Source organism: Pseudomonas sp. TE3910, from assembly GCF_056279025.1.
Map to the genome: position 1 here is coordinate 1,043,258 of NZ_JBWBQN010000001.1, position 26,015 is coordinate 1,069,272.

Sequence of the window (26,015 nt, forward strand, 5' to 3'; positions counted from 1 at the left end):
AGTAGAAAAGCAGCGCCCGGCTGGGCGGCTGCACAATGCGAAGTCATCAAGAGGCCATCGACCCGTTTCAATCAGCGCGGTGGCCTTGAGCCATTGCTACCACCACCTTGCGCGGCCCTTCGAACGGGTGACGGGCGTGGGCGGTGAGCATGTTGTCGAGCATGAGGATGTCGCCGTTTTGCCAGGGGAAGCTGATCTCCTGTTCGGCGAGTACGCCGCGCACTTCATCGAGCAGGCTGTCCTCGATCGGCGAGCCGTCGGCGTAGTACACGTTGCGTGGCAGGTCGTGCGGTTCGACCACTTCCAGCAGCGACGCACGCACCTCAGCCGGCAAGTTGGAGACGTGGAACAGGTGCGCCTGGTTGAACCAGACGTTGTCGCCGGTGCGTGGGTGCACCGCCGTTACCTGGCATACCTGGCTGGTACGCAGCTCACCGTCCTCCTTCCACTCACAGGTCACGCCGTGGTTGCGGCAATAGGCTTCGACATAGGCCTTGTCGGTACTGCCGAAGACATCTTCCCAGGCCACATCCAGGCCGTTGCCAAAGTTGCGCACATAGCGCAGGCCACGGCGGACAAGGTGTTCGCGCAGGCGCGCATCGATACGCCGGTACACTTCGCGGCTGTCGGCAATCGGCGTGGCGCCGCCAACCGTTGCGGCCTGGGCACAGTAGAACCAGATGCGCATCGGCCATTCGCGGGTGTAGGCCTGCTCGTTGTGCAAAGGAATGTGCTGGTGCTTGGGGTATTCGGTCGAGGTGTAGACGCCGCTCGACACCTTGCTGCGGGGTGTCGAGCCGAATTCGTAGCTGAGCAGCGGATGGCCGAACGCCGCCGCGAAGCCCTGGAATTCATCGATGCCGTTGACGTCGAAACCGCGGAACAGTAGCCCCCCGGCCTGCTCCAGGCGCGCACCGGCCAGGTCGCTGAGGGCGGCGAAGTTGGCCATCAGGGGCGCCCGCTCCTGCTGTGGGGTAATCAATAGCGGCAGGCTCTGGCCGGGAATCAATGCCTGGACGTCGACGCCCCAATCGGTGCAACTCATGCGTTCGTGCATCTGTGTAATCCTCCTGAACGCCGCTTCGGCGGCCTGCTGATTCATCCGCACACCCGTTCGCTGCGGCGCAATCGCGCAAGGTGTGCGCGCAGGTGGTCGAGCACCTGGGCTTCGCGCGCGTGCAAAAAGAAGTGATCACCGACGAATGAGGTGCAACTGAAGGTGCCGAGGGTTTCTCCGCGCCAGGCTTGCAGGGCGGCCGCGCCTATCGCGTCGCCATCACCGCCCAGTACGTGCACGGCACACGTCAGGGGTGGCCTGGGTACCGGGGCATAGTTGGCACACAGGCGAAAATCGGCGCGCAGCACCGGCAACACCATCGCCATCAGATCAGGGCTGTGAATGACCGCTGCAGCCGTGCCGCCAAGCCGCTGCAACTCGTCGATCAGGTCAGCGTCGGCATCCAGCCGCGTGTAACGCTCATCGTCCCGATGACCGGGCGCGCTGGCACCAGAGAGGAACAGTTGCTCAGGTTGCGGCAACCCGCCGTGGCGCAAGGCATGCGCCACCTCGAAGGCAATCAATGCGCCCAGGCTGTGACCGAAAAAGGCGTAGGGCGCATGAAGATCGGCACGCAACTCGGTGACCAGTTGCGCGACCAAAGGCGCCAGTTGCTCGTGCAACGGCTCGCCGAAGCGAGCACCACGGCCCGGCAGCTCGACCGGTCGAACATCGAGCCAGGCCGGCAAGCCGCGGCGCCAGCGCGCATAGCACTGAGCGCTGGCCCCGGCGTAGGGGAAACAGAAGATTTTTACCACGAGGTCTTCTCCACCAATCGTCTACAACGCACCACAGAACCTGATGCGTGTATGGAACGTTATGCAGAGAAGACGAATGACAATGAGAATAGTTTACAACAAGTGCTTCAGACCCTGATCAAGGCCTCGGAGCCAGTTCCAGGGTGTGATGTGCCTGCTGCTCAAGCCGTTTACGCTCGCTGATCATCGGCACCAGGCGACCGTTGGCCCAGCCCTCCAGCATGTCGCTGTAGTGCGCTGAAAAGGGATTGCCAGACTGACCGCTATTGAGGATGAAACCGGACGCTTGCGGATCATTGAGGTCATACACCGCACGCAGGCCTGGCCCGACATCGTCGAGGTACTGCCTACTGACCGGGTCGTAGTAGTAACCGGCATAGTTCACCGTATCCCGACCACCATCGTTGGCAATACTCAGGTTGAACAGCCGCGACAACACTGGCACATCGCCGAACACGGCATGGCGGGAAACGGCCTTATGCGCATCGCCCCACTGCCATCCGCTCATGGCATCGCCGTACTGCTGGCTCAAATTATCCAGCGTTTGAGCCAGGGTATCTCCCAGCAAACGTCGGCAGGCCGTGACGCCGTCTGCCTCACCCAGGGCTTCGCCACACCAGCGACTCGCCCCCGCGCGATCCGACAGCACCGAAGCGATAAAGGCAGGGTTGTGTGCGCCAATCTGCTCAAACAGGTCCCCCAGGCGTTCGCCATACAGGCGCTCGGTGAACAGGCGCAACCACTCGGCATAGATCAGCGGCTCGGCGCGCTCACGCAGCATCGCGCCATCCCAGTTGGCCAGGCGTTGCACGGCTTCGCGGGTGCGGGCATCGTGCACCGGCACCTGCAACATCAACGGCAGCAACTGGCGGGCTACCGGATTGCTGGCGTCCATTTGCATGCGCTGCATGCCGTCGCGCGAATGCTTGACGCCTTCAGCCAGCAGTTCATGAATACGCTCAGCGCGATACGGCAGTACCCAGTTGGAGGTAATCCAGCGGTTGTAGCCCGGTGGCGTGATTTTCTGGTTTGCGGTGACCAGTTCGCCATTGGCCGGGTCGCGCTGTTGCGGCAAGTCGTCAAAAGGTATGAACCCTTGCCAGTCATAGCGGGCCTCCCAACCGGGTGACGGCGCGCGGCCCATCAGGTCGTTATCGGCTTGACGCTGCGGCACCCGGCCGGCAGCAATAAAACCGATGCTCCCGCCCGTATCGGCATAAACGATGTTCTGTTGTGGCGAGTGAAAGTCCCGCGTTGCGGCCAGCAACCCGGAACCATCGACTGCCAGCGCAGCCTTCAACGGGAATTGCAGGGAAAGGTCGTCATCACGCAGCCCGACCCACTCCAGTGCCATCACCCCGCCCTCGCCCGCCAGGTGCCCGGCGCGCTCCAGCACATCGGAAATCACCGGGCCATGGCGTGTGCTGCGTACACGCAGCAGAACATCGTCGCCATCCTTGACCCGAATACGCTCCTCACGCACGGCAAACGCAGCACGGCCCTCAGGCGTCAGGTAATGGCTGCTGTCGCCAGGCAACTGCTTTTCCAGAAACAGATCGACGACATCCGAATGGGTGTTGGTGAATGACCAGGCGACGTGCTGATTACGGCCCAGAATGACCCCAGGCATGCCCGGCAATGTCGCACCGATGACATCCAGCCCCGGCGCATGAAGTTGCGCCAGGTACCATAAAGTGGGCGCACTGAGCATCAGGTGCGGATCGTTGGCCAACAGTGGCTTGCCACTGTCGGTACGGCTACCGGCCAGCGCCCAGCTGTTGGAGCCGATGCCCACCGGCTGCCGCTCGGGCAAGGCAGCCAACAGCCCGGCCCATGGGCTGCCAGTGCCGGCATAGCGTTGCTTGAGGTCAGGCAGCACGGGGCGTTGATCGCCGGGATAAGCGGGCATCAGCTCGGCCACTTGCGCCGGACTGAACTGTTGGCTCAGTTCTGCCGTGGCCAACTCATCCCAGAGATTGCCGGCCATGCGCCAGGCCATGAGCCGGAAAAACGCCAGCGAGTCGCTTGGCTGCCAGGGCCCTGGGCGAAAGCCGGCAATCACGAACTCTGGCGCCAATACCGGGTGCCCGGCCAGGTAGGCGTTGACGCCTTGGCTGTAGGCGTCCAGCGTGGCCCGGGTATTGGCATCCAGCGCGGCCAGGTTGCGTTCGGCGATGGCCTGCAACCCCAGGGTGCGAAACACCCGGTCACTGGGCACCGCCTGGGCGCCGAACACCTCGGCCAAGGTGCCGGTGGCCATGCGCCGGTTCATCTCCATTTGCCACATCCGGTCCTGGGCATGCACGTAGCCAAGGGCGTAATAGGCATCAGCCGGGGTTTTCGCGAACAGGTGTGCGATGCCATCGGCATCACGCAGCACATCGACAGCGGCAGACAAGCCGCTCACCGACACCCTGCCCTCGGTTTGCGGCAACGAGCGCCAGGCGTAGACCGCCATGGCACCTGCCAGCAGCAGTAACGCCGCCAGCAGGAGGATGGCCAAGCGTTTCAGATAGATCATCGGGCTTCCGTTTCAACTGATCGATAGGCAATCACCGGGCGCCCTCAGTCGCTTGCGCTGAGGGCTGCCACGGCATCAAGAGAGGCGCGCGCCCGGGAAGGTCCCTGGAGCTCGACAAGTTGGCCGCCGTCCATCTTCAGCAAGCGATCGGCGAGGTGGAAATAGCGCTCGTCATGGGTAATGGCAAACACCGTTTTACCGGTACTGCGCAAGTACTCCAGCACGCCGAGGTAGAACAGCTGACGGTATGCGGGGTCCTGGTCTGCGGCCCATTCATCCAGCAGTAATACAGGACGCTCTTCCAGCGCGGCCAGCATCAGTGCCAAACGTTTACGCTGGCCCTGGGAATAGGCCGTGCTCGGCAATCGCCCGTTGCTGGGCGTCACCTTGTCGCTGAGGGCCAGGCGCTCCAGCCATTGCGCCACCAGCGTCGAATCGGCCGTAGCGCCCTTGCCATCAAGCAACTGGGCAAACAGGTGGAAGTCGGAGAACACCGCCGCGAACAATTGCCGGTAGGCAGGAAGTTGCTCCACCGCCAAAGGCTGACCATCAAGCAGAATCCGGCCGCTGTCGGGGATGCTCAAGCCACAAAGCAGGCGTGCCATGCTCGACTTTCCGCTGCCGTTGCCGCCGATCAGGAACACCACTTCGCCGCGCTTCAGGGTCAGGTTCAACGGCCCTAGCGCAAACCCGCCTTCATCGTCACGCTCGGCGTACCGGTAGCACACGTCTTCCAGCACAAGCTGCTGCCAGTCCGCTGGCAGCGCCTCAGGCAAGGCAAACCCCGCCTGGTAGGGTGCCAGCGCCAGGCTGTCGAGTTTGGCCAGCGCGACATTGCCGGCAATCAGCCCAGGCATCGCCCCGACCAGCAGCCCCAGCGGTGTACTGAGGTACAACAGGCTGATCGCGAACGTGGTGGCGACGGCACGGTCAGCCCAACCAAAGTGGCTGGCGAGAAAGAAGCTCACGCCGATGGCCACCAGCAGCATGACGCTGATCCAGTTGCTGTAGGCACTGTAGAACAGGTCGGCGCGGCTCTGGTGATAACGGTCCGCCTGGGCACTGCGCTCAAACTCCTCCTCATAGACCCGTCGCGCGCGGTGCCGATTGAGGCGCAATTCCTTACGCCCTTGCAGTACGGCAAGGTAACTGCCGTACAACTGATCGGCGGCCTCGCGGGCACTGGCCACTTCCCGGTTGGTGATCCCGAGCAAGCGCCAGGCCACCAACAGTGCGGCCCCGATCAAGGCCAGCGTCGCCAGAAACAAGGGCCAGGACAACCAGGCCAGGTAAGCACCGGCGGCGACGGTCAGTAGTGCGCCGTGAACCACCGCCGGCAGGCGTACGAAGGCTACCGACAAGGCTTGTACATCGACACTGAGGCTGGCCTGGAGTCGCGGCGCCCCCAAAGCGCCGAGGCGCGCCAGGGGCGTGTCGAGCATTCGCTTGAGCACGGTATTACGCAGCGCCAGCACGCCGCGATGCCCCAGCGTGGTCATGCCGATCTGCGCAATCACCCCCGAAACCATGACGGCAAGCAAGAGCACCGTGAACTGTGCCAATGCAGGCCCCAGTGCCGTACCGGGTTGAGCCAGACGCTGGTTGATGAACGCGATCACGCCAACACCGATGCCGGCATTCACGATGCTCAGCAGCGTAATGAACAGCGCGAGCCCGGGGTGGCGCCCAAAGAGCATTCGCATCAATCTCATGGCAATGCCCTCCCACGTTGTGCTTCACCTGGGGCAGGCACCGGTAACGCGTAGAGCTGCCCGCCCTCCATTTTCAGAAGCCGGTCGGCGAGGTGAAAGTAATGATCGTCATGGGTAATCGCAATGACGGTTACGCCCTGCTCGCTCAACTGCGGCAGCAACTGCTGATAGAAGGCACGGCGATACGCCGGGTCCTGATCGGCGGCCCATTCGTCAAGCAGCAACACACCCCGCCCCTCGAGCACCGCAAGCAGCAGGCCCAAGCGTTTGCGCTGGCCTTGTGACAGTTCCAGATCAAGCAAGCGCGCCTGCTCGATGCGAACTTTGTGCGACATGCGCAGCAGTGCCAGCCAGGCCTGAACAACATCACGCGGGGCATCCTCACCCGCCACACCAAGGAGCTGGCGAAACAGATGAAAATCGCTGAACACGGTACTGAACAACTGCTGGTAGGCGGCAAGATCATGCTCGCCCACGGCTCGACCATCGACCCGCAGGCAACCGGTATCGGGCCGGTAAAGCCCTGTGATCAAGCGTGCCAAGGTGGACTTGCCGCTACCATTGCCACCGACCAGGAACACCCGTTCGCCACGTTGCAGGGTCAGGTCCAGGGGGCCGACAACAAAACCCGAACCGTCCTCGGAGCGGTAGCGGTACGTCACGGCATCCAGCTGCAAGCGCTGCCAACCCTCGAACGCCGTGGCAGCGGGCAGGTCGAAGTCTTCCCGGTAGGGCTGAAGTTGCAAGGCATTCAGCTTCTCCAGCGCCACGTTGGCCCCCAGCAGATTGGGAATCGCGCCCATGCTCGACACCAGCGGTGCGCGTACGAACAGGATCACCACGGCAAAGGTCGACGCCACGGTGTAATCGGCCCAACCGTAGCCACCGACCAAGGCAAACACCAGCGCGAGGCTGGCCAGGATCATGCAGTTGACCCAGTTGCTGTTGGACCAATGGAAGGTATCGGCACGCACCACGTGATGAAAGTAGTCACCGGCACTGGCCAGGTACTCCTGCTCGTACAGGTGCTGCGCCCGGGTGCGGTTCAGTGCCAGCTCCTGTCGCCCCTCGATAACTGCGCGGTAATGCGCGTGCAGTGCATCATCCGCCTCGCGCAACTGGCGCATGTGCGCCTGGGTACGGCGCATCAGCTGCTGGCTGACGACCACCATCAACGCCAGCCAGGCCAGGGTCGCGCCAAACAAGGGCAACGACAACCAGGCCAGGTAGCCAAAAGCGGCCAAGGTGAGGATCGAGCCATAGACGATCTCCGGCAGGTTGATGAACCCGATGGTGATCTTCTGCACATCGCCGCTCAGGCTGGCCAACAGACGCGCACTGCCCAGGCTTTCGAGACGATCCACATCCGAATCCAGCACTTGCTTGACCAACCTGCGGCGCAGACCATGAACAAATCGATGCCCAAGGCTTGCGATGAAGGCCTGCACGCCGAAACTCAACGCGAACAGCAATGCCAGCAAACCCGCGAACGCAAGCATCGCACCTTCGACAGCCCCCTCAGCGTCCATCAGCCGGTTCTTGATGAAGGCGATGACGCCAACATTCAGCACCGCGCTGGCCGCACTCAACAGCAACACCCCTAGCAACGGCCAGCGATACTGCCGGTAGATCAAGCCAAACACCCCCATTCGTCCTCCCTTGGTTTAAACAGGTTGCGAAAAACAGCCTTTGCAACGGCCACTGCCAGCAGCGGTCATGCCCGCGCCTGTCGACCGCCCTCTTCACGCGCATGGCTCCAGGTCAGCGGTGGTGGCACGGGCGTTGTCGCATACAGCGGCTTTTCCGCGATGCTGTTGATGATCACTGCCGATCGCCACGCGGCCAGACTGAGTTGCGGGTCTGCAATGCCATGGGTGTATCGGCCCGCGTTCTGGACGTAAATCCGGTTACTCGCGGGGCCATCCCACTGCGCGGAGTAGTCCTGATTGAGCACCAGGCCACCTTCCTGATCATGGACCAGCCGCGGAATCAAGGCGGCGATGCACTTGGGCAGGGTCTGCTGATAGCCCGTGGCGAGAATCACCTCATCGGCATCGAGGCGTTCGCGCGCACCGTTGAAACCGTTGTGGTTCGTGAGCTGGAAATGGCCGCCGTGGCGCTGCATGGCCACCACTTCACGCTGCGGCAAAATGCGTGCAGGCACCGCTTGCGTGTTCAAGAACTCGTTCTCGTACAGCGCCTGGGACAATTCGCGCAAGGTCACCGGCGATACACCGTCGCCCGCCAGTTTCTGTTGAACCACCAAGCGGCGCTTGTCGGCTTCCGGCAGCGCATAGAATTCACGCACGTAGTCCGGAGAAAAGTATTCGTTGGTGAACGGGGTCTCATCCAGCGGCTCAAGGTTGGCCCGGCGCGTGATCCAGTTCAGCTCGGACACAACGCCTCGACGCCCGGAGAGCACATCAAGGAAGATCTCCGCGCCACTCTGCCCGCCGCCCACCACGGTCACCCGCTTACCGGCCAGCGAATGCTGCGCATGCATGTAGCCATGGCTGTGCTGACAATGTTCACCGCCCAGCACGCGCCCCCACTCGGGAATGTACGGCAGCAAACCGGTCGCGACCACGATATGCCGGGCTTTCAAGGACGGACGATTGGCGAAGCCGATGACAAAATCATGGCCATCGAACGTTACCTCCTGAACGTCGCTGGAAAACGCGACATTGGGCAATTGCTCAGACACCCAGCGCATGTAGTCCGCGTATTCGACGCGGCGCACATTCGTGTATTCCGCATTGATGAATCGATAGAAGCGACCTTTGTCGACCAGGTAGTTCAGGAAACCATAGCGGCTGGCCGGGTCGACCGGCGTGACCATGTCCTTGAGGTAGGACGTCTGCATGTAGGTGCCGGGCAACATCATCCCGGCGTGCCAGTCGAAACGCGGCCTGCGCTCGAAGAAGCAACTGTTGAGCTGTGCCTGGGGGACCATAAGCGCGGCCAGACTCAGGTTGAACGGGCCGACGCCGATTCCGGCGACATCCAGACGCTTGGCCATTTGCAGCAGTTCCATCACGCGCTCCCTCTTGGTGCCCCCGCGCTACCGACTTCGGTCAGACAAGGAGGCATTGATACATGGGGCGGAGCAAACGCATCCGCCCTTCAATTCCCGGCAGTCGCCGGCCTGTCAGTGGGCCAATTGCTGTTGCAGGCTCAAGGGCCGCATGTCGGTCCAGACGCTGGCGATGTGAGCCAGGCACTCCTGCCGCAGGCCGCGCTTGCCGGCCTCCTGCCAACCTTCGGGAATCGCCTTGTATTCGGGCCATATGGAGTATTGCTGCTCACCATTGACGACCACGACGAAGACTGCGTTTTCACTGTCAAAACTCATAGTGTTCCTTCCTGTCGAACGGAATCATCGAAATGATTCGTAGGCACATGCCTACAACCTGTTTGGGCTTGTCGAGGAAGTGACGAATGAGAATGATTTTAATTTAAGAACAAGCAACCAGCGCCTGTTCGCCGTGGTTCGGGGCATCGGCGAAGAACACTTCACGCGGCAAGATCATCATGGCTGCGCGCTTGTGCGGGAAGTCGAATTCCTTCTCGCGATAGAAACCGGCCCGCTGCAGATAGTTGATCATCTTCGCGTTGTCGGCACGCGGCTCGGCCACCACGCGCTGGGTGCGGGCGTCATCAAGAAACAGGAAGTGCGCCAACGACGACAGCCAGGCACTCACCCGGTGAGCGCCCCGGTAGCGCTGCTCCCCGACCAGCATATGCACGCCACGGTCGTAATCTTGCACGTCGTAGTACGGCGCGATGCGGTCTTCGCGGGCCCAATAGGCCTCAAAGTACGCAAAAGGCTCATCATTGAAGCAGGCGATCAGGGGGTGCACCTTGGGGTCTGCCAGCAAAGCGTCCAGGTAGTCGCGATGCGCCTGCTGGCTGCCGGTCATTTCCCAGAACGCCGCTACGCGCGGGTCATTCTGCCAACGGCTGAACACCTCCAGATCCTGCTGTGGATCGAGCGTACGCAACGAAATCGTCTCAGCGATTTCCGCCACGTAACGTCGATACACCGTGCCAGGCTGACGCGGTGCACGTTGCGGATGGCGCTTGCCATTGCTCAAACGGTACTGCAACGGATACTGGCTGGACGGTGGATAGGCCAGCCAGGGTTGAGGATGCTGGCGGAACAGGTGCTGCGGGCAAATCAATGCTTCGCTGTCGGGCGCATGAACCGCCAGGCCTTCGCGCAACAAAAGGCTGACCTGAGCCTGCCCAGTAACCGACAGTGCAAGCTCACGTACCGGGTGCACCAGGAACGCCGCATGCAAGGCGGCCAGCGTCAGGTCCTTGACCTGCTCGACCTCGCACGGCTGCAGCATCAACCGGGCACGTTGGCCCCCCGTAGCCACGACGAGCGACCCCACAAAGCGACCTTCGAGGTCGATATTCAATTGATCACCCTGCTGCTCGATGGACAGTCGGCGGCCATCGACCTGCAGGAGGGATAAAGGAGAGAAAATCATGACAACACCTTGCTTGGCGGATGGGTTCACCCCCTCGATCCTGGAGGGGGCGAAGATGGCTACAGACGCTTACCAGTTGTAGGACACAGAGGTGGAAAGCATGCGCGGGTAACCGTAGTTGCAACGGAACTCCGTGCCTTGGCAGGTGGCATAGTTGTTGTCGAGCAGGTTCTTGGCGTTCAACTGCACACGCCAGTTTTCCAGGTCGTAATGCACCATGGCATCCACCAGGGCATAGGCCGGAATATCCAGTTTGTTGGCATCGTCACCGTAGCTGGAGCCGACATAGCGCACGCCAGCGCCAAAGCCCAGGCCTTTGATATCACCGTTCCTGAAGGTGTAATCCGCCCAGATCGAGGCCATTTTCTCCGGCACGTTGTACGGCCGGTTGCCTTCATAGTTGGTGTCCTTGGTGATTTCGACCTTGTTGTAGGTCAGGCTGGTAATCACGTTGAACGATTCGGTGATGCTGGCCACCGCTTCCAGCTCGACGCCGCGAGACTGGACCTCGCCAATCTGGACCTGCCGCTGGCCACTCGGGTCGGTTGGATCGGGGGTCGGGACGTCCTTCTTGCGCAGGTCGAACAACGACAGCGTCACCGAGCTGTTGGAGCCCTTGGGCTGGTACTTGATACCCAGCTCATGTTGCTCGCCGGTGGTCGGCTTCATGAGGTCGGTGGTCAGGCCCACGTTGGGGGCGAATGATTGAGAATAGCTGTAGTACGGCGCCAGGCCATTGTCAGCCAGATACACCACACCTGCGCGGTAGGTCGCCTTGCGGTCGTTACGCTGGTTGGTACCCGCTGCGTTGCGCGCAGTAGCGTAGGCACCGGTACCACCGTCGCTGTCCTGGTTCACACGTGCCCAGTCAACCCGGCCACCCAAGGTAAAGGCAAACTTGTCGATCTTGAACTGATCCTGGGTGTAGATACCCAGCTGACGCACCTTGCTGACCACGTCGTTGGACGTCGCCAGGTCGCTCGGCGTCCAGTTGCCGTAGGTTGGGTTATAGAGATCGAAGGGGTTCGGGTCACCGCCCGGGCTGCCCTGGTTGAAGATGTCGTAGGTGGTGTACTGCATGTCACCGCCCAGGGTGACGTTGTGCTCGACAGGGCCGGTGTTGAAGTTTGCATGGGCCTGGTTATCCAATGCCCAACCAGTGACGGTGGTCTTGGAGGTCAACGCACCACGGTAACCCTGGCCAAAGTCGCCTGGTGCCAGGTCTGCCGTTGGTGCCGGGTTGTAATAACCCAGGCCATAAATGGACTTGTAGTCCAGGGTCAAATGGCGGTAGCGGAAATTCTGCTTTAAGCTCCAGACATCGTTGAACACATGATCGAAGGTGTAGCCGATGCTTTCCTGATCGCGATCGAAGTGGTCGAAGTCCGGCTCGCCAGCGAACAGGTCGGTGTCATAGCGGCCCAATGGGTTGGTTTTGACCGTGCCCTCGTACGGCAGGTACTGGAACACCGAGCCCAGGCGCTCGTGCTGAACCTGCGCAAGGACTGTCAGCGAGGTGTTGTCATCGATGTTCCAGGTCAGTGCCGGGGCGATGAACCAGCTCTCTTCGTCGACATGATCGATCTGCGTGGAGCCGTCCTTTATCTGCGCAGTCAGACGCCCGAGGAAACGGCCATCGTCATCCAGCTTGCCGCCAATATCGAACGCACCGACTTTCTTGTCGTAACTGCCGTACTCGGCCCGGATCTCACGGATGGGCGCCGCGGTCGGACGCTTGCTGACCTGGTTGACCAGACCGCCCGGCGAGCTTTGGCCGAACAGCACCGAGCTGGGGCCACGCACCACTTCAACACTTTCAAGGCTGTAAGGGTCGACACGCCACATGCCGTAGTTGCGGTTCAGCAGGTTCAGGCCATCGAGAAACAGGCCATCGTTGGACTGATCGAAACCACGAATGTAGATGTAGTCATTGCGGTTATCGGCACCGAACGGCTCGGCGTTTACCCCTGCGGTGTAACGCAGGGCTTCGCTGAGGGTTTGCGCATCCTGTGCGTTCATTTGCTTGCGCGTGACCACCGTAACCGACTGCGGGTTTTCGATCAGCGGCACGTTGCTCTTGGTGATGCCCTGCGCTTGAGTGGCGACGTAACCGGTGTCTTCCACCGCCTTGGCCTCCACTGCCGAAGGCGCCAACTCCACATACGTCCCGGAGCCGCTATCCGCTGCGTTCTGTGCGTACGCCACGCCCATCGGCAACAGCGAGCTCAACGCCGTCACAGCCCCCAGCCCTAGCCACTGTGACGAGAACGCACCGGCCCCGAATTTCCCTGCACTAAACCCCAATTTCATGACGCTCCCCGCTCCCTGTAGACGTTGTTGACTGTCGCTATTGAGAATAGTTTACAGTTGCGAACGCTAACAGGAAACACTCTCCCTACACAAACGTAGGAAACGCCTGAGACGAAGCCGCCGCCTCAAGGGTTGCGGTCTAGAGTGAAATTTTTGGGGTAAGTCAGAGCGTAACGGCGGACTTTTAGCGCTGTCGGTGGTGATCAACAGAGGCCGGAATCACGCGTACAAGAGGACACGGCAGTAGTACATGGCGTAAACGGTTGTGCCGCAACGGAGTGTGATGTCCTTGTCGAGGTGGTTGCAGACACTCCGAACAAGTCAGCCCTGACTGACTCATTCGGAGCTTCCTCAGCAAACTAAAAATCGTTGACCTTGCGAATATACTAAATCAGCCTAATTTGAACCGGAACGATATCCAGATCTCCGCCGTTTCTTCACGGCAACAGCAAAAAAGACAAATTCACGATCAGATTTTACAGCTTTGTTATCTGCGGCGCTTCCCATGCCACTCTTGTTTTAGCATCAATATTGTCCATATCAATCCCACGAACCTCAGGGATCGAATCAAAATCTTGCGCACTAAAAACATCACGCGCAGAATACAACTTTAAAAGCCCCATCATGACGTGAGTTGTAAAAATTGGTGCATTTTTTATTGCGCCCTCAATCCTACGACTGACAAAAACACTTCCAAGATCGACACCTTTGATTTGAAGAAAGGCTAACGTATGTCGGAGCTGCTCAAAGTTTGGCTTATAATGACCGCTTTTATGCTCAATGTATACAATTCGCCCATTTACAATCGTCATCATTCCCGCATCAATTACCGGCCTGCCGCTACACACAGATGAATGGTGCACCATGCCGTCACGATGCACGAACAGATATAAATTTTTCTGCATTTTATCGTCATACGCAAGAACATAGCCAAATCTACCTTGATCAAACCACAAGCGACTTGATGTTGCCAACTCCTCATTTTTTCTTCTAGACACCATTTTTCCGTGATTATAAACAACGCCAGCAATTATGTTTACACAATGCTTGGATCTGTCATCACGATCAAAGTATTTCACCCCATCTTGAGCTTCCATAAGGTACCTGTTGCTCATATTTCTTTGCCAACGGCAAGACAACACAATAGAGCGCACAACATCCCATCCCGACATAAAACTCCTCCTTAGTAAAAATACGCCACCTTGCACGCACAACAAAACGACAGTCCACCTATAGAGACCAGTGCTTCAGAAGAACCAATGCAATATGACCCAATAGAAACAATTGCTACTTTCAACTAAAAGAATTAACACCTTCACAGCTAAACCGCTTCACCCCCTGACTATCAAACGGCGCACCCGCACGACCCACACGTAACTGCAAGCGCACTTCTTCGCCCTCGAAATCAAACACCAGCTGACGTGCCTCGGGATCTTCGGTCGGGATTTGCCGTGCCTGGTCAATCAGGCGAAACCAGGCCCACGGCCCGGTGCTTCGGCGGATGAGGGTGCGGCCGTCAAGCAGTGTCACGCTGGCCCGGATTTCACTGCCCAGGGCTTTGCCGGGCCATTCGAACAGCGCCGAACCCAGCGGCCCGTGGCTGTAGTTCAAGCGCGCACCGTCGTAGTCCAGGGTAAAACTGGCGATGCGCTCGCTCATCATCAGCGGGCTGAGTTCGAATGCCAGCTGTGCCTGGTGTTGGCCCGCCGGGAAAAAGCTGTCGCGCAGCTGTGCGGCGTTCTCCAGGATGGCCAGCAGTGGCGCACTGACGCTGCCCACCGAAGCACCTTCGTTCAAGCGCCAGGGCCGTGACCGGGTATCAAGCTGGCCGACCAGGTGCTGTTCTACAAAGCGCTGCAGCACGCCGTCAGCCGCAAACAACCGGTTGAAATCGTCCAGCGACACCTGGGTGTCTGAATCGCCGTCGAACGGGTAACGCCCGCTCAGCGCACGCTCACAGAGGGGCGCGACGTCGCTGGCCCATGCACGCTCAAGCACGTGTCGGGTGTGTTGCTGCACGTGCTGCTGACCGACCTGAACGATATCCAGCATCATGGGTTGAAGCAGCGCGGGCAGTTGCTCCACCTCCTCCCTCAGGCGTTGCAACGAATCGCTGGCGTCCATGGGCACTTTCTGCCGCACGCCCTGTTGGCTGGCGTCGATGAACAAGGCGGTGTCTTTCAAGGCGAGCAGCAACTGCTCGGACGTGCTCGCCGGTGCCTCGGCCGCCAGCCATTGGTGCAGGGGCTTGAAATGCTGGGTGACCGGATGAGGCAACGGGCTAACCGCCGGTACCGGTTGAGCCAGGCCAACCCGCTGCTGCAAATGCTCGCCTTTCTGCAGGGCGCGCTCCAGCAAGCCGTGGGATGGTAGTACGGGCGACAGCTGGGTGTGGCGCGCCGCCGCGTGCAACAGTTCCAGCAACGGCGAGTCGCGTTGCGCCAGTTGCAACAACCGGCGCGGTACATGTTCGGACTGATCCAGGCCGCTGACTTGCAGGTCGTCGAAAAACGCCTCCCACTGCTCGATATAGGCCTGATGGTAGAGCGCTAGCACCTCGTCCTTGATGGGCTTGATGCTCAGCACCTCAGCCTGCCCCATCAGGCGTCGCTCTTGTACAAGCGCTAGCGCCAGCATTGGCTCGACGCGTGCGCTAAAACGCCGGTGCCCCTCCACGGTGTAAAGCCCCGGTACCCCACGGGCCTGGGATTCTCCGCTGCGCTTGGTGAACAGCAACAGGCCACCCGCGCCCAGTACAGAGGCGATACTGAATTCGCTCAAGGTGCGATCATCCACCTGCTCCAGTAGCTGCCGGTACAACCGGTGGGCCACAGGTTCAGCCGCCAGCTGGTTGCGCGCCTGCTCGATGAGCCCGCGGTCCAGTGGCCGTGGCGTAGACAGTGCCAGACGTTTGAGCAACCGCTGCAGGTGCTCGTCCAACTGCTGATGCTGCGCATCACTCAGGCGGCTTCCGGCACTGTCGCGAAAGGCGCTGGTGTACCACTCGCCCAGCGCTTGCGCATCAAAGCGCCCTTCACCGCCAAGCATCAGGTACAACGACAGGCTCTGGCGCAGTGTTGCTTCGCTAAGGGTTTGAGCACGGCGTAGACGATCTTCGAGACGCTGCAGCAGATCGGCCAGCACCTGCTGTTCAAGGGCATGCGCATAGGCTTGCGCCGCATGCAACTGCAATTGACGACCGGTCGACCAGGGCAACCAGCCCTGGTCGAGGGTGTGCGCCATGTGGGCGAGCCGATCAAGCCGCAGCAGGGTGTCGCCCCCCAGCACCGGGGTGTTGGCATGATGGGGCGCCTGCTGTAACGCTGCTATCTGTTGATCGGCGTGTTCCAGGCGACGGGTCTGATCGCGGTGCAGGCTGAGCAACAGCAGGCCGAGCATCAGGCTGATTGCCGGCACCAGAATGTGTGCCCATGACCTGCCCCATGCCAGCCCCTGGCGCATTGGCGTGCGCAGTCGGCCGGGGCGCCAACAGGTGTGCAACGCCCGCAACAAGACCGGGGCCGGCGATTCGACCGTGGCCGGTTGTGCACTGAAACGCACCGACTGCAGGGCGACCTGGGCAATGCCGCGTTCTTGGGCCAGGGCCGTTTCCAGCACCGCCTGCAGGCTCATGGAGAGAGCGCGCCACATCGGCGTGAAGCCGAACAGCATGGAACGCACCTGAACATCCGGCTCACGCTGAAGACGCTCGAGCGCGGTGCTGTGCAGGTCGGCAATCAGCGCCCTCATGCGCGGGCCTAAGGTCGCGAGCAGGTCTCGGTTACGCAGGGCAGGCGCAAACGCCAGGCTCAATTCACGCCGGTCTGCCGCCAGCCACGCCAGCGACTCCGTGTACCCAGGCAGTTGCTCACAACCGCTGACGATCACCTGCACCGACAGGGCGTTACCAAAGCGACTGGCCAGCTCTTCAAGGCGCGCACGGAGCATCAGTGCCAACTGATCGCGTTCGGCGACGCTCGCTTTGTGTAACTGCAGCGCCGACAGCACCAGCAGGATTCCGCGCGGCAGTGTGCCGCCAACCTCAGCCTGTTTGAGCTCATCGAGCAACAGACGCCACAGCCGTGCCTGCTCAGGTTGAGACGGGCTCAGCAGGCTGCCGTTGATATCGAACAGGGCGAAACCGCTCACCGTGGCGCAGCGCAGGTCGTCGTTGGCGTTGCCGCTCAGGCCAAGCAACGGGCCCTTGTCCAGCCCGGGCGGGCCGATCAGCAAGAACCCCGGCAACCTGCCGCTGGCGCGTTGAAACCAGGCCTGCAGCCGCTCGCGCAGCAGCCGTTCCCGGTCCGAACAGGCCTCCTGCGGCGCGGCGTCGATCAAGGGCGCTGGATCGGTTTCCTTTGTGCGCCGACGCCGACGCAGCCATAGCACCAGTGCCAGAACCGCAAGCCCGGCGCAGAGCAGCAGACGGCTCACCACACTGGCCAAGGGTGCGTAACCATCGACTGCCAGACGCTGGCCATGCATCAGGACCAGGTACATCATAACTACAAGGCCCAGCAGCGCCGAACAGGCGAACAGCAGGGTTTTCATGGCGCGCAGAAGCATGGCAGCAACATCCGCAAGTAAAAGGTGTGGGGGAATGCCGTCTCAGTCAGCCTTGCGTGGGATAGGCGAAAATTTCCACGCGACGGTTTCGGGCACGGTTATCCGGGCTGTCATTGGCGAACAAGGGTTCAAGCTCACCACGCCCCTCGGCGGTATAGCGCAGAGGGTCAATGTCATTGCCCACCAGCGCGCGAAGCACGGTCTCGGCACGGGCCAGCGACAATGCCTGATTGGAAATCAAGCGGCTCGCCACCGGCGTGTCGTCACTGTGGCCAATCACCTTGATGTGCACCGGCCACTGCTCCAGTGCAGCGGCAATACGCTTCAATACAGGCTCGTAGAGGGACGCCACTTCGCTACCGCCGGCAGCAAACAAACCGGAGGAACTGATCGTGATGCGCACGCCAAGGCCGTCTTCAAGCAGGTACAGGCGGCCAGCCCGTACGTCTGCGGAAAGCGCCAGGGCCAGTTGCTGCGCCAAGGTGTTCAGCGGTGCCTGCTCCAGTGCCTGCAACCGCACCAGGGTTTGGTAGGAACGGTTTTCCAGGTGATAGGCCAAGCCGGCCGCCAACATCACCAGCAACGCCCCACACCCCCACCAGACATAACGGCGACGGCTGAAGTAGTCATGACGCCAGCCACGCACCGGCTCATCCGGGCTGACCGTAGGCAGGTAGCCGCGTTGCATGCGAATCGTTTCGAACAGGTGGTTACGCCGTAGCGCAAGCGCGGCGCGCCCTTCACTCTGAATGCGGTAGCGGCCCTCCAGGCCAAGGGCCAGGCACAGGTACATCACCTCCAGCAGCGGGAGGTTTTCCTCAGGCTTGAGCTCTGCTGCATCGAGGTAGCCAAAAAAACCGTCTCCACCCGAGGTCTGGCCATGGAAGATCATCAGCAGGCTGTGTTTCGACCACTCTCCCCTGCCCCATTCAGCACTGGAGATGGTTTCATCGAGCAGCGTACACATCGCGTACTGGGCGCGCTCAACCAGGCTGACCGGTACGCGATCCTCCACCGCCTTTCGATGGAACGTACGCATCTGGGTGACCAGATGGGCGCGCAGATCATCAAGGTCGGGCGCCTGCTCAAGGCTGCGCAGCAGCACGACCTCATACAGCAGGTCACTGGCATGCAGCCCAAGCCCTTCGCTGCTCAGCGCGGGCAAGGCGTCATGTGGCCGCGCTGTCGGGGCCGGCAACGCCGACGCGCCCCAGCGCGCCTTGATGTTTGCAAGAGGGGTCCAGAAACGGCGTTTCATTGAGGCTCCTTGATCGCCCAGAAGGCCAGTTGCAAGCCCGGAAAATCACCGGCCACATGCAGGCCGAAACCGGCGCTGCTGCCAAGTGCCTGCCACAACGGGTTGTCGCGCTGAAGCTCGAAGTAGCTGAAGCCTGCGTAATACGGCAGTTCACGTGGCGCGGCCGGCAGAACACAGACGTTGATTCCGGGTAGCTGCAGGTCGACGAGGTCGGCAACGCGTTCGCTTGGCCCAACCTTCAGGCACGTCGGGAACACCTTGCGCAGTTCGTCATCCGGCACTTGCGCACGCACTGCAAGTACAAAGCGGGCGCTGCCATACAGGCTGGTGTCGAGCACGGCGGCAACACGAATACCGTGTTCACGCTCATTCAAGGCCAGGGGCACTACATCGGTTCCGGCCTGCGCACTGAGGATATGAGCCAGGTCGATCATGACGGGGTCGAAGCTGTCGGCGAGCCGATCATGCCGGTACACCGGATAGGACTTTGGCCGCTTGCTGGTTTCAGAGAAAATCGCCAACTCACCGGCCAGTGCGACCAACTCACGGAACAGGACCTCGGGGTGCAAGCCCGGGTAGCTTGCAAGGTGGGCGAGCATCGGCTCGGCTCGGTTGATCGTCTGCAGCATCAGAAAATGATGGACCTCGGCGATTCCGCCCAGCCCTGGTACACCCATGTTGGTCGCCAACATGTAGCCCCGCTGCCGAACACGGCCGAGGAAGTCATCCACAAATGCCGCCAGCCGCGGCGCCAGGCGCCAGTTCAGAACCGGTGCGATGAAGGCCTCATCCAGGCTGACCTGGCCACCAGAACTGCGTTCAAGCACCCGGGCGACATCCAGGTACACATGTGACTGCTCGACGTCCTGCCGACGTGCCAGGCGCAGGTTGAGCCGGGCAAGCTGCAAGGTCGCCTCTGCGGCACCCTCGGCGGTGCTGTCCTGCACCGTGGCCTCCAGCTGATGGTAGCGCGACAGGCTGTCGGCGGCAGACGCGTGCTCGACGTCAATGTGTGCAGCGCCCGCTCTGGGCAAGGCCAATACCACGTCCAGCCCGCGTGCACCCTCAGGGACCACAAAGCCGGCCTGCGCCAGGCCTTGTCTATCGAGGCTGAACAGCGTGCCATCGGGTAGAACACCTGCACACTCGAGCAACTGGATTCGCCCCAGGAGCAACTGCGCCGGGTCGAGTTTCAATGCGCTGAACCCCCAGACGTTAGCCTGTACCGCTTGCAACCCTTGAACCAACTGCGCCTGCACGTGGCGTTGTTGCTGTTGGAAATGCTGCGGCTGGAGGAACATGCCTTCCGACCAGACAACGCCGTCATTGCTGAGCATGTGTTAAGCCCTCTGCTAGTGGAATGGCCTGAACCGATACCCTGTCCCGCGCCAGGTTCACCTTCAGTACCTCGGGGCTTTGGGCTTGAAAGACATCTACCGCGCGCCATTGAGCGTTATCCAGGTCGCGGTACTCCGCGACCACGCCCACCAGGCGCATCTGCGGATGGGGTACGAAAAGGTGTTCGCGCCGTTCGCCAGGGCTTAGCTGAAACGTCTCGCGCACGAGCCAGGTCGCATCGGCCGACGACTCATTGGCATGCTCAAGACGTGACAGGTCAGCCTTGAGGAAGGTTGTGGCATCGCTCAGTTGGTAGAACGTGAGCAACACAGGAGACGGACGACCGAAGAGGTTCGGATTGACATCGAGCGCCGCCACAATGTCCACGCGCTTTTTCGGGTCGAGTGGCGCAGGCGCCTGAAACCAGCCAAATGCCTGGCAGCCCTGCAGCAATCCCAGGGCCATCAGCAATGTGCCACGCAGCACCGTGCGCGGGACCTGTGCAATGGTGTTAGTCGCGGCCATCATCAGCCTCCTTGGGGGCTTTGGTTTTTTTCGGTTTTTGCGGTTGTTTGGGTGACGGCGCCTCTGCGGACGCCGAGCTACCCTCGCCGCCCCCGTTGATATCGACCTTGCCCTTGCCGTCGATGGCCACCATCGCGCCATTGATCGAAACCCCCTTGGGGCCTAACTCCACCGTGCTGGAACCGGCCTTGAGCACCAGCGTCTGGCCCGCTTCAAGGGTGATCGTCTGGCTGCCCTTGACGTCGACACTGCTTGCACCGAGCTTGAACTTGCCGCCAACCTTGGTATCGCTGTCTGCGCCGATGTCCAGTGAATGCGCGCCGCCCAACTTGACCTGCTGATCAGCGCCCACCTCGAGCGAGCAACTGCCGTTGATCGCACAGGCCTGGTCGCCACCGACATCAAGCGAGTGGTCCGCGCTGACCCGAGCGTTAAGGTCACCGTCAATGTGCTCGTGGGCGTCTTTCATCACCTGGCGGTAAGCATTGCCGCCTACCTTGAGGTGTATATCGTTGCCGATGTGTTCAAAGGCATCGTTACGCACCGTGATGTCCTGGTTGCGCCCGGCATGGAACAACAACTGCTCGGCGCCACCCTTGTCCTCGAAACGCAGTTCGTTGTAGACATCCTCGGCCCCCAGCGACTGGCTCTTGATGCCACTGCGAGCGACCTGCGCGGGTAACGCGTAGGGTGGCCGCATGCCGCCGTTGTAGAGGCTCCCGGTCACCAGCGGACGGTCCGGATTGCCGTCGAGAAATTCCACCACGACCTCTTGGCCTACCCGTGGCAGGAAAACCGCCCCCCAGTGCTGCCCGGCCAGGGGCTGCGCGACACGCACCCAGCATGAGCAGTTCTCGTTGCGCTGGTCGCTACGGTCCCAGTGGAACTGCACCTTGATCCGCCCGAATTCGTCGACCCACAGCGGCTCGCCCTCCTTGCCGACGACGAACGCGGTCTGCGGACCAACGATCTTTGGCCGTGGGGTCTTGAGTTCGGCGCGGTAGCAACCGTCGCTGCGGATTGCCACGACCTGACAACTGAAACGTGGGCCACTGACGCCGTAGGTCGAGGTCACACAAGTTGCCTGAAGCTGTGCCTGGACGATCAGGTACTGCGTGTTCTGGTTGTGCTCGGGATGCCCCTCAAGGGTGAAGCAGGCCCCGGGCAGAAGATACGGTGCACACCCTGCTGCGCGGATGCGCTGCTGTTCGGCATTCAGCGCCTGTACCCGAACCTTGGTCGCCGCCTCACCCGCAGTGACGTCATTGAAGTGCCCTGGGTAGTGGTAGTGTTCATAAGTGGCCTGATCATGCGCCATGACCACCGAGGCATCGGCGCTGAGCACGCTGGCTTCGCGGGTGTTGGCCTTGGTGAAATCGAAGTCGGTGGCACGCACTCGACCACTGCACAACACCTGCTCCGGCACCCACGCCGAAAAGCGATTGAACAGCTCGGTCTGGCCTCCACCCAGTTCAAACCGATGATCACCTTCAAGCAGCGTGTGTTCACTCATTGAATCGGTGATCACCAGGCAGTGCCCTTCAGCGGTGTGCCGGAAAAAGTAGTAAAGCCCGGCCTCCTCCATCAGGCGGCTGACAAAGGCGAAATCACTCTCACCGAACTGCACGCAGTATTCCAATGCCGGGTACTGCTCAAGGGGCACGCAGTCCAGGTTTCCCGGGTATACGCTCAGTACCTCCTTGAGCACCTCAGGCACCGACTTGCTTTGAAAAATCCGGCTGTTGCTCGCACAGGTTGCAAACCATAACCAGGGGCGCAGTAAAAACTCATAGCACGGCAGTTGGCCCTGATCCGCCACACGGCGGAAACCACAGATGTGCGCGTGCAGGACACGTGCAGGCGCTTGAAAGTCGTACGGGAGCTCGACGACCAGGGGCTGGCCCAGCCAATCATCGGCCTTCAGTTCGCCCTCCGGGCTCAGGGCCTTGACCGTGTATTCAAACAACTGGCTCAGCCCCTCGCTACCGTCCAGGCCGGCGAACAACAACGCAGTGGAACCTGGCGGCCCGGCGAAGGAGCAGGAGGTAGGGGCGTGTTTTGCAGAAGCGCTAGTCACGTGCAGCCCCTCAGGCAATCATCGTTTTACGGGTACCGGGCTGAACAATCTTGATCACGCCCCCCCAGTTGCACAGGCAGGTGCATTGGCTATGCAGCGCCGGTTGCCCCGCGAGATGGGTCTTGACAGCGCCGGGTGTCCAGGGTGAGGCCGTTGCCGGCACACAGGGCATTGGGGTCAGTACCCCCATTGCCGCAGACGTCGCGGCGGAGACCGTCGGATTGGCCATCGACGAACACACGCCGAACGGGGCGATGTTGACCATCGGCTTGTGGTCCATGATGTTGGCGGCGGGCTGGCCTTCAACGTTGTAGCGGTTTACCGGCAGTACAGCCAAGTTCGCAGGCGCGGCCCCGAATGAACACCGTAACAGCGCCCCCATTACAACTTGTTCTGGCACAGCAGCCCCTCCGCTGAATAATTGGTTACGTTATGCGGCAACCGACACCGATGAAAACGTGAAGCGGTATTTTGGCCAAAACCACGAAGCGTTAAATAGGAAAAATCCGAGAGGCACGAAGGATTTTCAGACAGCGTTTTATTCAACCCAATGGTTTGATCGCACACCCATTTCATCTATTCACCCGCCAAACTCATTTGCCATTATGCGAAACAAGCAAACACCTCGCGCACACATAGCTAACAGGTGCGCGGTGTTAAACCGTGTTGTTTTAAACCGATGTTTTAAACCGTGCTGTAGCGAAGCAGCCTCTGTGGCCTGAACCGCGCGCCTTAAAACGGGGACTGTCGACTAAAAAAGGCCTTAGTCATTGGCAAACTCGTAAATAATCCCTGCATCCCCAACCGATAAACTGACCCGTTGAGGCACGGTTTGATTTATTTCGCCCAGCAAGAATGCGCGACTGAGCTGCGGTAAAAGCCCATTCGTCAAAATGGAATCAACCATGCGCCCGCCACTGTGTATATCGGTGCACTGGCTGACGATATAGTCCACCAATACCGCGTCATAGTGCAGCGGTACCTGATAACGCTGTTCTACGCGTGCGGCGACGCGCTTTAGTTGCAACTCGACAATACGGGCCAACATGTTGTCGTTGAGCGCAAAGTACGGAATGGCAACAAGGCGACCGAGCAGCGCGGGCGGGAACACGCGTAGCAGTTCCGGCTTGAGCCGCTGTTCAAGGTCTTGGTCCGTCTCGGTGCCTTGCCGGTTGAACAGCACTTCGGAGCCCACGTTGGTAGTCATCAGGATCAAGGTATTGCGAAAATCGATGACCTGGCCCTCGCCGTCTTCCATCCAGCCCTTGTCGAACACCTGGAAGAACACTTCATGGACGTCGGGGTGAGCCTTTTCAATCTCGTCGAGCAGGATCACGCAGTGCGGCCGACGGCGCACCGCCTCGGTCAAGACACCGCCTTCACCGTAACCGACATAACCCGGCGGCGCGCCCTTGAGCGAAGCAACCGTGTGGGGCTCCTGGTACTCGCTCATGTTGATCGTTACCAGGTTGTGCTTACCGCCATACAGCAAGTCCGCCAGGGCCAGGGCGGTTTCCGTCTTGCCTACGCCAGAAGGGCCGGCAAGCAGGAACACCCCTACCGGTTTGCCCGGGTGATCGAGCCCGGCACGGGAGGTCTGAATACGACGGGCAATCGCTTCCATCGCATGGGATTGGCCAATGACACGCTCACCCAGGCGCTCGGCGAGGTTGAGGATGGTTTCAATTTCATTACGCTGCAGGGTGCCCAACGGAATGCCGGTCCAACCTTGCAGCACGCTGGCCACCGACTGCGCATCGACATCCGTCAGTACCAGGGCAGGCGCTTCAGACTGGGCGGCGTGCAAGCGCTGCTGCAACGCTTCGGTGCGCTCCAGAAAGGCGGCCTGCAGTTCAGCCTGCTCCGCGCTTGGCGCGAGGTGCTCGGTGCAGAGGCGTTCGCGCAACTGCTGGATCTCGCCGACCCAAGCAGTTTGCGCCTGCCAGCGCTTTTCCAGCTCAGCGCTGTACTGCTGTTCATCGCGCAGTTGCTGCGAAAGGCGTTGCAGACGCTCAGGGTCGAGCAGGCCAATGGCCTGTTCCGTTTGCACCACCACTTTTTCAGCGCGCAGGTTTGCAATGCGCTCGCGGCTGTCAGCCAGTTGTGCGGGCATCGCTTGCTGACTGATGCCAACCCGCGCACAGGCGGTGTCGAGCAGGCTGATGGCTTTATCCGGGAGTTGGCGATCCGGCAGATAACGGTGTGACAGGTGGACGGCAGCCACCACCGCCTCATCGAGAATCTGCACCCGATGGTGACGCTGCAACGTGGGCAGCACACTGCGCAACATGGTGATCGCAACCTCGGGGCTCGGTTCGTCTACCCGCAGCACCTGAAAACGTCGCTTGAGCGCGGGGTCCTTCTCGATGTGCTTTTTATACTCGCTCCACGTGGTGGCGCCGATCGTACGCAGTTTGCCCCGCGCCAGCATCGGCTTGAGCAGGTTGGCCGCGTCACCGGTACCGGCCTGACCACCTGCGCCAACCAGGGTATGCACTTCGTCGATGAACAAGAGTGTCGGTTGCGTGGCCGCCTGCACCTCGTCGACCACCTGGCGCAGGCGCTGCTCGAACTCGCCCTTGACGCTGGCACCGGCCTGCAACAAGCCGATATCCAGCGCCAGCACGCGGGCCCCGAGGAACGCTTCGGGCACGTCACCGGCGACAATTCGCTGGGCAAAGCCCTCGACCACAGCGGTTTTTCCAACGCCCGCCTCACCGGCTAGCAATGGGTTGTTCTGACGTCGACGCATCAAAATGTCGATGAGTTGACGCACCTCCTCATTGCGCCCCAGCACCGGGTCGAGGTTGCCAAGCCGTGCCTGCTCGGTGAGGTCGCTGGTGTAACGCTGCAATGTGCTGGATGCTTCACGGGGCTGGTCCGCTGGTGCCCCGTCACCGGGTAGCACGGGCTGCTCAGGTGAACGCTGGACAATTTCGTGGAACTGTTCGAGCAGCGTCTCACGATTGATCTTCTCGAACTCTCGGGACATTGCGAACAAGGTATGCCGCAAGCTTCCCGTGCCCAGCACACCGAGCAACAAGTGACCGCTGCGAATTCTGCTCGCATCCAGTTGCAGCGCCCCATACAACCAGCCGCGCTCCATGGCTTCGTCCAGCTGAGCGGAAAGGTCGACGACCGAGGCCGCCTGCGCGGGCAAGCGGTCGAGGGCACTGATCAAATCGCTGGAAAGCGTGCCCGCGTTCAGGCCGAAGCGCTCGTTGATGCGTCGCAGGTCGGAGTCTGGCTGTTGCAGCACCAGCTGGAACCAATGCACCAGCTCAACGTAAGGGTTGCCTCGTACCCGACACAAGGTTGTGGCGGACTCCATCGCCTGATAAGCCAAGGTGTCGAGCTTTCCAAAAAGCTTGGCGCGGCTGATGTCAGTCATGGCGCA

The 26,015-nt window shown here is 60.9% G+C and carries 17 protein-coding genes; all 17 read right to left on the reverse strand.

Going from position 1 to position 26,015, the window contains the following annotated elements; translation table 11 throughout:
- Nucleotides 1-67: 67 nt before the first annotated feature.
- Complete coding sequence (locus ACZ9H3_RS04585; RefSeq protein ID WP_476222698.1) at nt 68-1,045, reverse strand: TauD/TfdA family dioxygenase; 978 nt, start codon at nt 1,043-1,045, stop codon at nt 68-70.
- Nucleotides 1,046-1,098: 53 nt separating this feature from the next.
- On the reverse strand, nt 1,099-1,815 hold the full coding sequence (locus ACZ9H3_RS04590) for a thioesterase II family protein (RefSeq protein WP_476219862.1): 717 nt from the start codon (nt 1,813-1,815) through the stop codon (nt 1,099-1,101).
- Nucleotides 1,816-1,933: 118 nt separating this feature from the next.
- Nucleotides 1,934-4,336 carry a penicillin acylase family protein gene (locus tag ACZ9H3_RS04595; protein WP_476219864.1) on the reverse strand — a complete coding sequence of 801 codons (2,403 nt, stop codon included), beginning with the start codon at nt 4,334-4,336 and terminating at the stop codon, nt 1,934-1,936.
- 44 nt (nt 4,337-4,380) lie between these two features.
- Nucleotides 4,381-6,048, reverse strand: coding sequence for a multidrug ABC transporter permease/ATP-binding protein (locus ACZ9H3_RS04600; RefSeq protein ID WP_476219866.1), 1,668 nt, complete (start codon nt 6,046-6,048; stop codon nt 4,381-4,383).
- Nucleotides 6,045-7,697 (reverse strand): multidrug ABC transporter permease/ATP-binding protein, encoded by a 1,653-nt coding sequence (locus tag ACZ9H3_RS04605; RefSeq protein ID WP_476219868.1) that lies wholly within the window; start codon nt 7,695-7,697, stop codon nt 6,045-6,047. The genes ACZ9H3_RS04600 and ACZ9H3_RS04605 overlap by 4 nt, the downstream gene beginning before the upstream one ends.
- Before the next feature lie 65 nt (nt 7,698-7,762).
- Nucleotides 7,763-9,082 carry a lysine N(6)-hydroxylase/L-ornithine N(5)-oxygenase family protein gene (locus ACZ9H3_RS04610; protein ID WP_158240129.1) on the reverse strand — a complete coding sequence of 440 codons (1,320 nt, stop codon included), beginning with the start codon at nt 9,080-9,082 and terminating at the stop codon, nt 7,763-7,765.
- 114 nt (nt 9,083-9,196) lie between these two features.
- A complete protein-coding gene (locus ACZ9H3_RS04615) occupies nt 9,197-9,400 on the reverse strand; it encodes an MbtH family protein (protein ID WP_476219871.1) in 204 nt (67 codons plus the stop codon).
- A 103-nt stretch (nt 9,401-9,503) separates the two neighbouring features.
- Nucleotides 9,504-10,544, reverse strand: a complete 1,041-nt coding sequence (locus tag ACZ9H3_RS04620) for a GNAT family N-acetyltransferase (protein WP_476219873.1) — start codon at nt 10,542-10,544, stop codon at nt 9,504-9,506.
- Nucleotides 10,545-10,613: 69 nt separating this feature from the next.
- Nucleotides 10,614-12,854, reverse strand: a complete 2,241-nt coding sequence (locus ACZ9H3_RS04625) for a TonB-dependent siderophore receptor (protein WP_476219875.1) — start codon at nt 12,852-12,854, stop codon at nt 10,614-10,616.
- A gap of 476 nt (nt 12,855-13,330) precedes the next feature.
- Complete coding sequence (locus tag ACZ9H3_RS04630; RefSeq protein WP_476219877.1) at nt 13,331-14,026, reverse strand: hypothetical protein; 696 nt, start codon at nt 14,024-14,026, stop codon at nt 13,331-13,333.
- Between the two features lie 121 nt (nt 14,027-14,147).
- Nucleotides 14,148-17,420: a type VI secretion system membrane subunit TssM gene (gene tssM, locus ACZ9H3_RS04635; RefSeq protein WP_476219879.1), complete on the reverse strand. Its 3,273-nt coding sequence runs from the start codon at nt 17,418-17,420 to the stop codon at nt 14,148-14,150.
- Between the two features lie 46 nt (nt 17,421-17,466).
- Nucleotides 17,467-18,678, reverse strand: coding sequence for a type IVB secretion system protein IcmH/DotU (gene icmH / locus ACZ9H3_RS04640; protein WP_099774876.1), 1,212 nt, complete (start codon nt 18,676-18,678; stop codon nt 17,467-17,469).
- On the reverse strand, nt 18,675-20,015 hold the full coding sequence (gene tssK, locus ACZ9H3_RS04645; protein ID WP_476219881.1) for a type VI secretion system baseplate subunit TssK: 1,341 nt from the start codon (nt 20,013-20,015) through the stop codon (nt 18,675-18,677). Before tssK ends, icmH begins: the two co-directional genes overlap by 4 nt.
- Nucleotides 20,002-20,541 carry a type VI secretion system lipoprotein TssJ gene (tssJ, locus tag ACZ9H3_RS04650; protein ID WP_476219883.1) on the reverse strand — a complete coding sequence of 180 codons (540 nt, stop codon included), beginning with the start codon at nt 20,539-20,541 and terminating at the stop codon, nt 20,002-20,004. Before tssJ ends, tssK begins: the two co-directional genes overlap by 14 nt.
- The gene (locus ACZ9H3_RS04655; RefSeq protein WP_476219885.1) at nt 20,528-22,618 is read right to left on the reverse strand and encodes a type VI secretion system Vgr family protein; all 2,091 of its coding nucleotides are present in this window, start codon (nt 22,616-22,618) and stop codon (nt 20,528-20,530) included. The genes tssJ and ACZ9H3_RS04655 overlap by 14 nt, the downstream gene beginning before the upstream one ends.
- Before the next feature lie 10 nt (nt 22,619-22,628).
- Nucleotides 22,629-23,000 (reverse strand): DUF4280 domain-containing protein, encoded by a 372-nt coding sequence (locus ACZ9H3_RS04660; protein WP_476222700.1) that lies wholly within the window; start codon nt 22,998-23,000, stop codon nt 22,629-22,631.
- Between the two features lie 381 nt (nt 23,001-23,381).
- Nucleotides 23,382-26,009, reverse strand: coding sequence for a type VI secretion system ATPase TssH (gene tssH, locus ACZ9H3_RS04665; RefSeq protein ID WP_476219887.1), 2,628 nt, complete (start codon nt 26,007-26,009; stop codon nt 23,382-23,384).
- Nucleotides 26,010-26,015 lie beyond the last annotated feature (6 nt).